The organism is Halomonas halocynthiae DSM 14573, assembly GCF_000425725.1.
Taxonomy (GTDB): domain Bacteria; phylum Pseudomonadota; class Gammaproteobacteria; order Pseudomonadales; family Halomonadaceae; genus Halomonas; species Halomonas halocynthiae.
Genome location: NZ_KE384439.1, coordinates 363,812 through 376,448, shown reverse-complemented (window position 1 = coordinate 376,448; position 12,637 = coordinate 363,812). Strand labels below are relative to the sequence as shown.

10 protein-coding genes are annotated in these 12,637 nt (G+C 54.0%); 6 read left to right on the top strand and 4 right to left on the bottom strand.

Going from position 1 to position 12,637, the window contains the following annotated elements:
• The first annotated feature begins 118 nt into the window (after positions 1–118).
• The 6 genes from H616_RS14440 to H616_RS0107295 all read left to right on the top strand — a co-directional run bounded on the left by H616_RS14440 (position 119) and on the right by H616_RS0107295 (position 7,045).
• On the top strand, positions 119–1,459 hold the full coding sequence (locus tag H616_RS14440) for a paraquat-inducible protein A (RefSeq protein ID WP_205619073.1): 1,341 nt from the start codon (positions 119–121) through the stop codon (positions 1,457–1,459).
• Complete coding sequence (gene pqiB, locus H616_RS0107315; RefSeq protein ID WP_027966779.1) at positions 1,456–3,135, top strand: intermembrane transport protein PqiB; 1,680 nt, start codon at positions 1,456–1,458, stop codon at positions 3,133–3,135. Before H616_RS14440 ends, pqiB begins: the two co-directional genes overlap by 4 nt.
• The gene (locus H616_RS0107310) at positions 3,132–3,776 is read left to right on the top strand and encodes a PqiC family protein (protein WP_051234067.1); all 645 of its coding nucleotides are present in this window, start codon (positions 3,132–3,134) and stop codon (positions 3,774–3,776) included. Before pqiB ends, H616_RS0107310 begins: the two co-directional genes overlap by 4 nt.
• 140 nt (positions 3,777–3,916) lie before the next feature.
• Positions 3,917–5,215, top strand: coding sequence for a DEAD/DEAH box helicase (locus tag H616_RS0107305; RefSeq protein ID WP_027966777.1), 1,299 nt, complete (start codon positions 3,917–3,919; stop codon positions 5,213–5,215).
• A gap of 90 nt (positions 5,216–5,305) precedes the next feature.
• Complete coding sequence (locus H616_RS0107300) at positions 5,306–5,806, top strand: hypothetical protein (protein WP_027966776.1); 501 nt, start codon at positions 5,306–5,308, stop codon at positions 5,804–5,806.
• Positions 5,807–5,815: 9 nt separating this feature from the next.
• On the top strand, positions 5,816–7,045 hold the full coding sequence (locus H616_RS0107295; protein WP_035572736.1) for an MFS transporter: 1,230 nt from the start codon (positions 5,816–5,818) through the stop codon (positions 7,043–7,045).
• A gap of 60 nt (positions 7,046–7,105) precedes the next feature.
• On the opposite strand, the gene H616_RS0107290 is transcribed toward H616_RS0107295, so the two are convergent.
• The 4 genes from H616_RS0107290 to lon form a co-directional block, all read right to left on the bottom strand.
• A complete protein-coding gene (locus tag H616_RS0107290; protein WP_027966774.1) occupies positions 7,106–7,534 on the bottom strand; it encodes an SRPBCC family protein in 429 nt (142 codons plus the stop codon).
• Between the two features lie 95 nt (positions 7,535–7,629).
• Entirely contained in the window at positions 7,630–9,450 is a 1,821-nt protein-coding gene (locus H616_RS0107285) for a SurA N-terminal domain-containing protein (protein ID WP_027966773.1), read from the bottom strand.
• Positions 9,451–9,636: 186 nt separating this feature from the next.
• Positions 9,637–9,909 (bottom strand): HU family DNA-binding protein, encoded by a 273-nt coding sequence (locus tag H616_RS0107280; RefSeq protein WP_027966772.1) that lies wholly within the window; start codon positions 9,907–9,909, stop codon positions 9,637–9,639.
• A gap of 177 nt (positions 9,910–10,086) precedes the next feature.
• Positions 10,087–12,495 carry an endopeptidase La gene (gene lon / locus H616_RS0107275; RefSeq protein WP_027966771.1) on the bottom strand — a complete coding sequence of 803 codons (2,409 nt, stop codon included), beginning with the start codon at positions 12,493–12,495 and terminating at the stop codon, positions 10,087–10,089.
• Between the last annotated feature and the right edge of the window lie 142 nt (positions 12,496–12,637).

Genomic DNA, 12,637 nt, shown 5'->3' with positions numbered 1-12,637 from the left:
GTTGCCGTCAACATATCAGTGTGTAATTTCATTTCAGACACCCAAGGATTACTGCAACGTGGCAACGTTCAGACCACGCAAGATCACATTGCCCCAGAGGGCACCCTATGTAGACCGTATGCCGCCCGAGCGACGCATTTCTCGGCGTCGACTACGCGCCTGCCATGAATGTGACTGGGTAATGGCTTTGCCGCCGCTGTCATCCGGCCAGCAGGCGCTGTGCCCACGTTGCGGCCACGCCGCCGTAACACGCCACCGCTATCCGGCTCAGCGCAGCATGGCACTCGCCATTACCACACTGATTTTACTCAGCATGGCGTTGGGTTACCCGTTCCTATCGTTCAGCGCCAGTGGCGTCAGTAACCACATCGAGCTACTTGATGCCTCCACCGAACTGATTCATTTCCATGAACCGTTGGTGGCTATCGCTGTATTATTGACAACCATCGTACTGCCAACCGTTTACTTGGTTGGCATCATTTGGGTTCAGGCAGGTCTGCTGACAGGCAACGTTCTTCCCTTGAGCCGACTCATTACCCGCTCACTGATTCACCTCTACCCATGGATGATGGTTGATGTCTTTCTCATCGGTACCTTGGTCAGCTTGATCAAGATTGCCAGCCTAGCCGACATCGTTCTTGGCCCATCATTCTGGGCCTTTGGCGCCTATGCCTTATTACTGCTGGCGACCACTCAGTCAGTCGACCGTGATTGGCTATGGTTCGCTCTCGCCGGTGAGCCTGCCGCGCCAGATAGCGCCCGAACCGGAGAGCCCGCAGCACCTCAGGGTTTGAGCGGATGCTCAACCTGTGGACTGGTCAACGCTCTGGGTGCTAACGAAAAAGGTCGTTGCCAGCGTTGTCACGAGCCCCTACACCTGCGTCGCCCCTATAGCCTTCAGCGTACCTGGGCCTTGTTGGCTGCATCAGCGATCATGTATATTCCGGCCAACGTCTATCCGATTATGACCACCACCAGCCTTGGCAGCAGTACATCCAACACCATCCTTGGTGGCGTCATTGAGCTAGCACGAATGGGTTCTTGGCCGGTCGCCATCGTTATATTGATTGCCAGCATTATTGTGCCACTGGGCAAGCTGATTGCTTTAGTATGGCTGTGTAGTGTTGCCCCACGCGCGGCGCAGATGAATGCCCTATCCCGAACCCGTCTGTACCGACTCACCGAATTCATTGGACGCTGGTCGATGGTCGATATTTTTGTGGTAGCTATCTTGGTTGCACTAATACGCGCAGGCAACCTGATGTCTGTCACCCCGGGGCCTGCAGCCTTGGCTTTCGCTTCAGTCGTGGTCCTAACCATGTTGGCCGCCCGAAGCTTTGAACCTCGCTTGCTTTGGGACTATGCCAATAGCGCTCAGGGTTATCCCAATGACCCTTCGCTACCTCCCCCATCAAGCAGCCTACAAAAAGGACCCGCAGACAAGGAACAGCCTGCATGAATGAGCAAACCCAAGAAAAACCACCCGAGGATAACCACCGCGCCCGTACAGCGCGGCAGGCGCCTGTATCCCCCATCTGGCTTGTCCCTATCGTGGCACTATTGATTGGTGCCTGGCTGGCTTACCAGCACTATGCGAGTCGCGGCCCGCTGATTACGCTCACCACTCAGAATGCCGAAGGCATCGAAGCCGGAAAAACACTGATTAAAACGCGTAGTGTGGACATTGGTAATGTCGAAAAACTGTCACTGTCAGATGATCTAACCCAAGTGATCATTCAGGCACGCATGAAGCCTGAAGCTGAGCCTCTGCTAGTGAAAGATAGTTCATTCTGGGTTGTCAGGCCACGCATTGGCCGCGACGGAGTCAGCGGTTTGGGCACAGTATTGTCTGGTGCGTATATTCAGCTTGAACCTGGCCAGGATCATGAAGAAGCTCGGCATTTCGTCGTCAGTGACCAACCGCCTGTTGCACCACCCGGCGCCAAAGGGCTCCATCTTAATTTGATTACCCAGGCCGCGAACTCACTCAGTGTTGGCGACCCTGTTACCTTTCAAGGGTTATCTGTTGGGCGCATTGAAGAAGCCAACTTTGATGTTACCTCTCGCGAAATGCACCACCAAGTGTTCATCAGAAGCCCATATGACGAGCTGGTTACGACCAACACCCGTTTCTGGACTTCGACTGGCATTGATCTAAGCCTTGGCTCAGAAGGCATCCAGTTCCAAATGGCATCGCTTAAAACTCTCATTGATGGCGGCATCACTTTTGGCGTTCCTGACGGCATGCCGCCTGGTGAGCCCGCTTCACAGCACAGCACCTTTGAGCTGTTTGGAGACGCTACTGAGGCGCAAGAAGGCACATACGACCGATACCTGAAATATGTCCTGCTATTTGAAGACAGCGTACGCGGCCTGTCACGAGGTGCACCGGTTGAGTTCCGCGGAATTCGAGTTGGCACCGTGGAAAGTGTGCCGTGGCAGTTCACTGCACCCCAGCCTCAAGGCCGCGACCACCTTGCCATCCCAGTATTAATCCATATCGAGCCTGAGCGGCTAGAGGGTGATGATCCCATCGACTTGTCTGAATGGAAAACCCGCTTTGATGACCTGTTCGAAAACGGGCTGAGAGCGTCACTGAAGAACGGCAACCTGTTAACTGGTGCGCTCTTTGTGGATGTCACCTTTGATGAGCAGCGCGCCGACAGCTACGTAGCCGAAACCTTTTCCGGTGTCAGCGTATTCCCAACCACCTCAGGTGGGCTAGCCCAGATTCAAGGGCAGGTAACCGCCCTTCTCGACAAACTCAATAACCTTGAAGTCGAACCCATTCTGACCAATCTCGACCGTAATCTGGCCACCTCTGAGGAAATGCTCAACCAGATTAATCAACTGACCGCCGAGCTGCGCGGCCTGCTCGGTGACGAAGATACCCGCAAGCTACCTGCCACACTGAATAGCACCCTCGTTGACCTTCAGGCCACACTCAAGGGCATTTCACCCCAGTCTAATGCCTATCAGGAGCTGACAACTACCCTTCACGAAGTCAGGCGACTGATGCGCGACTTGCAACCCGCAGCGCGTAAAATCAGCGATGACCCTCGCTCACTGATTTTCGAGGGCCCCAGAGCCAGCGACCCAGTGCCTAGAGCACCGAACCAGAGGAGACAGCCATGAAGAATGCCGTAACGCTGGGTATATCACTATCTCGAGTATTGGTGATCGGCACCTTGGTGGTCAGCGCATTGCTAAGTGGCTGCGCCAGTAGTACCCAAGCGCCCAGCACCTACTTGTTACCTGCCCAGCCACCGGCTCAAGGTATCGCTCACAACCGCGCCGCAATGGTCGCACCAGGCACCGCGCCTACACTGGCGATCCGCGCTGTTAATCTGGCCCCGTTTCTTGAGGTCAAGGGTATTGTTTTTCAGCTTGATGATGTTCGCCTTCAGGAAGCCAACGGCCATCAATGGGCTGAGCCACTGAGTGCGATCGTCGAACGAGGGCTAAGAGACCGGCTATCCACGCGACTGCCTCACAGTCTGGTTATGCTCAACCGTGATAGTGGTGCTAACACACCAGAACTCATCCTGCAGGTGAGCGTTGATCAGTTTCAAGGGCTTTACTCTGGCTACGCGGCGGTCAGCGGGCAATGGCAGTTGAGTGACGCGGCCAACAAAGCACTGGCCCAGCAACAGTTTGATATCCAGGTGCCGCTAGACAACGATGGCTACCCAGCATTAGTCCGCGCGTTGTCCCGAGGCCTGGACCAACTGTCAGACGAGATCAGTACTCAAGCCAGTGAGCTGCAGAAACGCTGAGCCTATGGCATAATGTGACGGCTCACAGCATTGCAAGTCCCTCCTGCTGTGAGCCTTCCTTATTTTATTATCCTCGTCCTGCTCGGGACTGCGTGCCCTAATCGGGTCAATGCGAGCCGGGACGTTGTTGCGGAGACTGCATGTCCTTTTCCGAACTCGGCTTGCGAGCCGAACTGCTGAACGCTATTGAAGCGCAAGGCTACACGACACCTACGCCTATTCAGCTTAAGGCAATCCCTGCGGTATTGGCTGGCAACGATCTACTCGCTAGCGCTCAGACCGGTACAGGTAAAACAGCTGGCTTTACCCTGCCAATGCTGCAGCGACTGGCTAACGGGCCGCGCCCAGCTCCTCGCAGCGTCCGAGCACTGGTGCTCACACCCACACGCGAGCTTGCCGCTCAGGTAGGCGATAGCGTGCGTGATTACGGCAAACAATTACCGCTTAAATCACACGTTATTTTTGGCGGCGTTGGCCAACAGCCCCAGGTGGATGCAATTCGCAAGGGGCTCGACATCCTTGTTGCGACGCCTGGCCGTTTACTCGACCTGCAACAGCAAGGCCATGTGTCACTGGCTAATGTTGAGATACTGGTGCTGGACGAAGCTGACCGAATGCTTGACATGGGTTTTATCCATGACATTCGCAAGCTGCTTGCCCTGCTGCCAGCAACACGCCAGAACCTGCTGTTCTCTGCCACCTTCTCGAATGAAATCCAAGCGCTGGCTAACCGCCTGCTGGATAATCCAACAATGATTGAGGTGGCGCGGCGGAACACCACCGCTGAAACGGTTGACCAAGCCGTCTATTATGTCGACCGTGAAAAAAAGCGTGACTTACTGGCGCATCTCATCAAAGAGCAGCAGTGGTATCAGGTTCTCGTTTTTACACGCACCAAGCATGGCGCTAACCGCCTTGCCGAGCACTTAGAAAAACAGGGCATTTCAGCCATGGCAATTCATGGCAACAAAAGCCAATCTGCCCGTACCCGCGCCTTGGGGGCATTCAAGGCGGGCAAATTACAGGCACTGGTCGCAACAGATATCGCTGCACGTGGCCTGGATATTGATGAACTCCCCCAGGTGGTTAACTTTGAATTACCCAATGTGGCCGAAGACTATGTACACCGTATTGGTCGCACCGGTCGCGCTGGCAGCGACGGCCAAGCCATTTCGCTGGTGTGCGTCGACGAGCACGGCCTACTTAACGGCATTGAACGCCTGATAAAGCGCGATTTGGTCAAGCACATCGCGCCTGGTTTTGAGCCTGACCCCAACGCTAAGCCAGAACCCATCGAAAATGGGCGTAATAAGCGTGGCGGCGGTCGCGGGCGTGGCAGCCAAAATGCTGGAAATCGCGGACAGCGCCAAGGCAAGGGGGCTGGCGATGGACAACAACGTCCTCCGCGCCGCCGTAGCCAGAAGCGTCAGCAAGCCTGAGTTTCACACCCGCTTGTTCCTTCGCACGCTCTTGAATCTCACTCGCTTGGCGGCTGACTGGCCGCCATTCATCATTAAAAGGAAGGCGTTATGTCAACCGATCTGATTCACGACTACCATCGCTGGCTCAACTTTCAACGCCAGGCACAACTTGACCGCGAGCATCGCGGCGCCATCTCACAACTTGATAAAACGGGCGCTTCTTCGAGCCGAATGATCGAGGCTTATCGCAGCATGGCCGAAAAAGCGGCCAGCGAACGTGCCTGTTATCGCACGCTGTTCCAGCGTGCTTACGCAGACGGCCATCATGCCACTTGTGAAGGCTGGCTATTTGTCCGCCGAGTACTGGCAGAAGAAGGGAAAACCCTGGTACGTGCAACACTTATGACAACCTTCACCTTAACCGACGGTGTTATGACCGCGGATAAGGCGCCAGTGGAAAAGATCACCTTAGAACTCTTCGATCAGCTCAAGGTGAGCTCAGGTATTGCTAGTGTCGTACGAGTTGATCGCGTTGACCGCAGCGGTGATGTCCAGTTCATTGCGCTGCTTGACAACGCTCGCGCCGACAGCGATCGACAGATGAGCTAAGCCATCGACATGTTACCTGTTACCCTCAATCGTCAGCGCCCGGGGCGAGTCAGCTTTATTGTATTAATGGTGCTAGTCGGGCTGAATCTCCGTCCAGCGCTGTCATCGCTCGCGCCACTGGTGCCACGCATTGAGCGCGAAGGCGAACTGTCGGTGCTGATGCTGTCATCGCTCACCACCTTGCCCGTGCTATGCCTGGGCCTGTTTGCCCCGCTGGCACCTTGGCTGGCCAATCGGCTGGGCATCGAGCGCAGCCTGGCTCTCGCCATGATCATTCTAACTGCTGGGCTTGCCATGCGTGGCTTGGCGGTTGCTCCGGCGCTATTTTTGGGAACCTTGCTGGCTGGCGCAGCAATTGGTATTTCTGGCACCTTGCTGCCCGCACTAGTAAAGCGTGAGCTCGCCGGCAGTGCCGATTTAATGACCGGCGTCTACACCATGGCCTTGTGCTTGGGCGGTGCCATGGGAGCTGGGCTGAGCATTCCTCTGGCTAATGCTCTGGGCAGTTGGTCAGCCAGTCTCATGGCATGGGCAAGCTTAGCGTTAGTGGCGCTGATGGCTTGGTGGTGCATTATGCCTCAGCCAGCACCTAACCAGCCGACGCGCGTCTCAAGCGGCCACACTCTCGCACTACTTCGCCAGCCACTAGCTTGGCAGATTATGCTTTTCATGGGCAGCCAGTCATCACTCGCCTATATCGTATTCGGTTGGCTGCCCACGCTATTGGTCAAACGTGGCTATAGTGAGAACGAAGCCGGCTGGCTAATGAGCCTCTCGGTACTCACCCAACTGGTTTCTGCCATTGGCGCGCCTTTTTTTGCCCGCATTCACAGCGACCAGCGCCCAGCACTGATGTTGGTACTTGCCATGGTCGGTGCAGGCCTACTGCTGCTGCTAGTTGGCCCAGAATCTGTACGCTGGCCTGGCATCATTTTACTGGGCCTTGGGCAAGGCGGGTCCTTCAGTTTAGCGCTTACGTTGATTGTATTGCGCAGCGGAGACGCCAGCATTGCCGGTAAGCTTTCAGGGCTGGTACAGGGCGGTGGCTATGCACTGGCATCCATCGGGCCGCTAGTGGTTGGGCTGATGCTTGACGCAAACGTTAACATCACACATATCACTGGATTATTGATGAGCGTACTATGCTTTGCTGCCATCATGGCTTGCCTAGCAGGACGCCAGCAACGCATGGAAGCTAACCCCCAAGGGCAACTCGTAACGATAAACCTACGCCGCTGAACAACCAACCCGCTAGCAACCTGCTACGCCCGCGCCGGTACTATGCCGGTACTATCGTCGTCAGCGATAAGGCGGCGCTTCAAGCCGTTCAGCCACACGGTCCAGAATCTGCTGACTGACTTTATTTACCAACGGTTGCGTCGCTTTGCGCACGGCCTTCTCCAATAGCCGCCCCTTGATCTCATAGCTCAGTGTCAATACAACTTCCGTGCCCTCTGGCACTGCCGTCAGCTCATAACGCCCGCTGTTACGCACACCTGTCACCGACTCCCAAGCCAGCACGGAAGGAGCCTGTGATTCGGTAATAACGACAGTAAACGTCCAATCCATTCCAACCGCATGCACATGCCAACAATACTGCTCGTCATCTAAACGCTCAATCGCGCGGATAAGGTCTGAATAATCCGCAAAGTCTTCCACACGACTCAGCAAGGCAAATACATGCTCAGGTGAGGCCTCCAGAACGGCACGGTGTTCAATGGTCGCCATTGCTTTTCCTCATAACAAAATGCAACAGAGCCGTACACCCAAGGTGCCGGCTCTGTTCGTCTTATGACGCTATGTAGCCATGTGTCGGCCTGATATCAGTGCCGTACAATCTTGGCTTCATCATGAAGATACTGTAGCAATCCATCAAGCAGAGCATTAGCGCGTACCTGTTGAGACAAACGACTAACAAATGCTTCCGTCTGCGGACTGGTGTCTTCAAGGCTAACATTTTCAAGCGCAATCAATATCACACCGCTCTCAGTGGCGGCCTGTGAAAACACTGGCTGTCCCTCTTCAGGATGAGGCAAACGAAATACTTTATCTATCACCACGTTGGGTAAGCGCGCACTCTGTTGACGAGTAACATTGGCCTGCGTCCAGTCGGCAGGAGCACTGTTAGCCCCCTCGCGTAGTTCGGCCAGTATTTGCTCACCGCGCGCCAACAGCGCATCACGTGTTTTCTGCTCGCTAACGGCCGTCAGCACTTCATCACGTACCTCACTCAATGGCAGCGTTGTTTCTTCACGATGCTCACGCACACGAATGACAATACGGCGATCGTTATCCAGCTCAAGGACTTCACTGTTAAAGCCTTCAACCAGCACGTCTGCGGAGAATGCCTGCTGCTCCACACCCGACTCAGCAAAGAGGCCACTCTTCTTGCCACGGCTTAGCCAATCTGTTGTCTGACGCTCAATGCCAAGAGCCTCAGCTACGCTATCCAGATCATCAGCAGCAAAGCTCTCATCAATTAGCCGTTGAACACGCTCATTAAACGTATCATCTACTTCGGCAAGCGCCAAGCGTTCGGCCAGCCGCTCGCGAGCCTGATCAAAAGGCTCCTGCTCAACCTCTGTGACTTGAATCAGGTGCAGGCCATTGTCTGTTTCTACAACATCAGACACTTGCCCCTTACTCAGCGAAAAAGCGGCTTGATCAAAACGCTCACCTAAAAAGCCACGACTGATAACCCCGATATCTCCGCCCTGATCACGGCTGGAGTCATCCTCAGACAGCTCTGTCGCTAAATCGGCAAATGACTCGCCTTTGGCCAAACGCTCCTTAATCGCGTCAAGCTGTTCCACAGCATCGGCACGGCTGCGCTCATCGCTCAGAGTCAACATAATATGCGACACGCGACGGTCGGCATCAGCAGACTCTGCCTGCCAGGCGTCACGCAAGGCGTCCTCATCAACCTCAACGGCCTCAGCCATCTGACCACGGTCGACAATCAGGTAATCAAGCATCACCTGCTCCGGCCGCAGGTAATCATCACGATTAGCCTCATAGTAGCTAGCCAGGTCCTCTTCAGAGACCTCTACAGGCTCATCCAGATCGGCCTGACTCAGGCGGTGATAACGAAAGGTGCGTAATTGTCGTTGCAGCTCAAGCAGTCGCTGACGTTCACCATCAAGGGCAAAGTCACTATTAATCAACCCTTCTTCCAGCTGTCCACGCTCAAGGTCGACGCGCAACTGCTGTCGGAACCCCATCGGTGTAAACCCAGCAGCGGCGAGACGATTACGAAATTGTTCGCTTGAGAAACGCCCTTGAGCATCCTGAAACTCGGGCAGGGTAACGATAAACCGGTCAATTTGCTCCTCAGACAGGTATAACCCCCCTTTCTCAATGTATTGATCCATCAAGAGATCATTAATCATGCTCTCGAGTAGCTCTGAGCGCGCCTGACGCTCTTGCTCCGGCGCAATCTGGCCGCTGCGAATAGCGCGCTGCAGACTAAAATCAAGCTGCTGGCGGGAAATCGGCTCCCCATTCACAGAAACGAGCTCATCGCCATCGCTCCCCAGCAACCCCACCAATGATTCCACACCAAACAGCGCCATAGTGACAATGACGGCACCAATGATGACTTTGACGACCCAACTCTGGGAGCGATCACGAATATCTTGCAGCATGCAGGCACCTGCTTATCGAACGCGGACGACAGACTTCAAAGACCAACCTGTAACGAACCGTACACTGTATGTTCGGTATAGCGGCAAGCTGTGAAGCTGTCATTTCATCAATACGAAAAAGCGCACCGTAAAACGGTGCGCCTATTTATGACCGTATCAACCATAAAACCGTCTTCGCAGACTGATTTAGTTGACGGCATCCTTGAGCGCCTTACCAGCTTTGAAGCTTGGTACTTTGGCGGCACTGATCTGAATCGGCTCACCTGTCTGCGGGTTACGGCCAGTGCGGGCGGCACGATCCTTGACAGAAAAGGTACCAAAACCAACCAGAGAGACGTTGTCTCCATTTTTCAGGCTGTCCGCCACGGCGTCAGTCATGGCATCCAACGCCCGAGCTGCGGCGGCTTTTGGAATATCGGCAGACGCAGCAATCGCTTCAATCAGCTCAGACTTGTTCACTCTTCACCCCTTGACTTTTTTTCAGATTTGACTATGAACGATGCAATATCATAACAATACATCGCGATACCGATATGGCGCTAACTTATAACAATATGATGATTTCACTGTCAACAACATTAGCGCCAAAGCCAGACAATGCCTGACTTCAGGCCACGACATTACATCAAAATCCCTTCAGTGTGTACTGATCACCGTATGTGACGACGTCGTTTCTTCTACCTGCTTTTCTTCATTGCTGACAAAGGCTTTTTTTGCTAAAGCCACTTCCAGTACATCGTCAATCCAGCGAACGGGCAGAATTTCCAACGCATCCTTGATGTTATCAGGCACTTCCTTGAGGTCACGCCGATTTTCTTCAGGGATAAGCACGGTCTTTATACCACCCCGCCTGGCTGCCAGCAATTTCTCCTTAAGGCCGCCAATTGGCATCACTTCGCCACGCAGGTTAACTTCTCCGGTCATGGCCACATCACAACGCACTGGGCGCTGAGTATAAGCGGAGACCATTGCCGTCACCATACCAATGCCCGCACTGGGGCCATCCTTGGGCGTAGCGCCCTCTGGCACATGAATATGTAAATCTTCTTTTTCAAAACGCTGAGGATCAATACCAAGCGATTCAGCTCGGGCGCGAACAACGGTCTGAGCGGCACTGACTGACTCTTTCATGACATCACCCAGCGAGCCTGTTTTGTCAATCCGCCCCTTACCTGGGGTTAACACAGACTCAATACTGAGCAGCTCTCCCCCCACGGACGTCCAGGCAAGACCCGTTACACGCCCGACCTGATCTTGCTGATCAGCCAACCCATAGCTGTAACGCCTCACACCGGCGTATTGTTCCATATCAGTCGCACACAGCGTGTCTTGCGCTTGTGCACCTTCTTGAGCCTCTTTTTCCAGACGCTCACGTAACACCTTACGACACACTTTAGCGATCTGGCGCTCAAGCTCGCGCACGCCAGCCTCACGACTGTAATAGCGAATCAGCTCAAGGATCGCATCATCAAAGAACGTCAGCTCGTCGCTTTTGAGGCCATTAGCACTGAGCTGTTTAGGCACCAGGTAGCGCTTAGCAATGGCAAGCTTTTCATCCTCGGTATAACCGGGCAGACGAATCACTTCCATTCGATCAAGCAGCGGCCCAGGAATATTCATCGAGTTCGCGGTGCAGATGAAAAGCGTTTCTGACAGATCGTAATCCAGCTCCAGATAATGGTCACTGAAGGTATCATTCTGCTCAGGGTCTAGCACTTCAAGTAGCGCTGAAGATGGATCGCCACGATGATCCATACCGATCTTATCGATTTCGTCAAGCAAAAACAGTGGGTTTTTAACCCCTGATTTACTCATACGCTGGATCATTTTACCCGGTAACGAGCCGATGTAAGTTCGCCGGTGACCCCGAATTTCTGATTCATCGCGCACGCCCCCTAACGCCAGACGCACATACTTGCGGTTGGTGGCGCGAGCAATCGACTGCCCTAACGAGGTTTTACCCACCCCAGGCGGGCCTACCAGACACAGGACCGGCCCTTTAAGCTTTTTGACCCGTTTCTGCACAGCCAAATATTCCAAGATGCGCTCTTTAACTTCTTCTAGGCCATAGTGATCTTCATCAAGCACCTGCTGAGCATGCACTAGGTCATGGCGTACACGGCTACGCTTTTTCCACGGCACAGCCACTAACCAATCGAGATACGAGCGCACAACCGTCGCCTCTGCCGAGTTAGGCGACATCATTTTCAGCTTGCCCAGCTCCTGGATAGCCTTGTCTTTGGCTTCCTTGGGCATGCCCGCCTCTTCAATGGCTTTTTCGTATTTCTCAGCCTCGTTGGGCGTATTATCCAGCTCACCCATTTCTTTCTGGATAGCTTTCATCTGCTCATTGAGATAGTACTCGCGCTGAGATTTTTCCATCTGCTCCTTGACGCGCGCGCGAATGCGCTTCTCAACCTGAAGCAGATCTATCTCGGACTCAATCAGCGCCATCAGGTGCTCGATACGATCCCGCACCCGATCCATTTCCAGAAGTTCCTGTTTGTCGCTGATTTTAAGCGACAAGTGTGCGCAGATGGTATCCACTAGGCGGCTAGGATCTTCGATTCCTGAAAGCGAGCTAAGCACCTCATTCGGCACTTTTTTGGACATCTTGACGTACTGCTCAAACTGATTGAGTAGTACACGGACCAACGCGTCTTTTTCACGCTCACTGAGCGGCTCACTTTCACGCAGCACTATCTCAGCGCAACTGTAGTCATTTTCAGCATGGGTAATCTGCTGTATATCAGCCCGAGACTCACCCTCGATGAGCACCTTGACCGTTCCATCAGGCAGTTTTAGCAACTGCATGATTTCAGCCACGGTACCCACCGAAAACAAGTCCTGGTTATCAGGCTCATCCTCACTCGCTTCGCGTTGCGCTACCAAGAGTACGCGCTTATCAGCTTCCATTGCCGCATCAAGGGCCTGTATGGACTTTTCGCGACCAACGAACAGCGGAATAACCATTTGCGGGTAAACAACCACGTCCCGCAACGGTAAAAGGGGAAGACTCAGGGTCTTTTCATCGTTCTGCTGCATCGCAGACCTACCTCGAGCAAATCGTTGGAGTTACCTAGGGTGTGGGGGCGACACGACAATAATACAAGCCACACAAGGGCCCGACAGAAAAAAGGGCCGCCGTAGCAGCCCTGTATTCAGAGGCGTGTCAAAATCGGTATTG

Bases quoted from the DNA above. Each gene is read 5' to 3' on its own strand.
- H616_RS0107305 (WP_027966777.1), top strand. From the start codon at position 3,917: ATGTCCTTTTCCGAACTCGGCTTGCGAGCCGAACTGCTGAACGCTATT.
- pqiB (WP_027966779.1), top strand. From the start codon at position 1,456: ATGAATGAGCAAACCCAAGAAAAACCACCCGAGGATAACCACCGCGCC.
- H616_RS14440 (WP_205619073.1), top strand. From the start codon at position 119: ATGCCGCCCGAGCGACGCATTTCTCGGCGTCGACTACGCGCCTGCCAT.
- H616_RS0107310 (WP_051234067.1), top strand. From the start codon at position 3,132: ATGAAGAATGCCGTAACGCTGGGTATATCACTATCTCGAGTATTGGTG.
- lon (WP_027966771.1), bottom strand. From the start codon at position 12,495: ATGCAGCAGAACGATGAAAAGACCCTGAGTCTTCCCCTTTTACCGTTG.
- H616_RS0107290 (WP_027966774.1), bottom strand. From the start codon at position 7,534: ATGGCGACCATTGAACACCGTGCCGTTCTGGAGGCCTCACCTGAGCAT.
- H616_RS0107300 (WP_027966776.1), top strand. From the start codon at position 5,306: ATGTCAACCGATCTGATTCACGACTACCATCGCTGGCTCAACTTTCAA.
- H616_RS0107285 (WP_027966773.1), bottom strand. From the start codon at position 9,450: ATGCTGCAAGATATTCGTGATCGCTCCCAGAGTTGGGTCGTCAAAGTC.
- H616_RS0107295 (WP_035572736.1), top strand. From the start codon at position 5,816: ATGTTACCTGTTACCCTCAATCGTCAGCGCCCGGGGCGAGTCAGCTTT.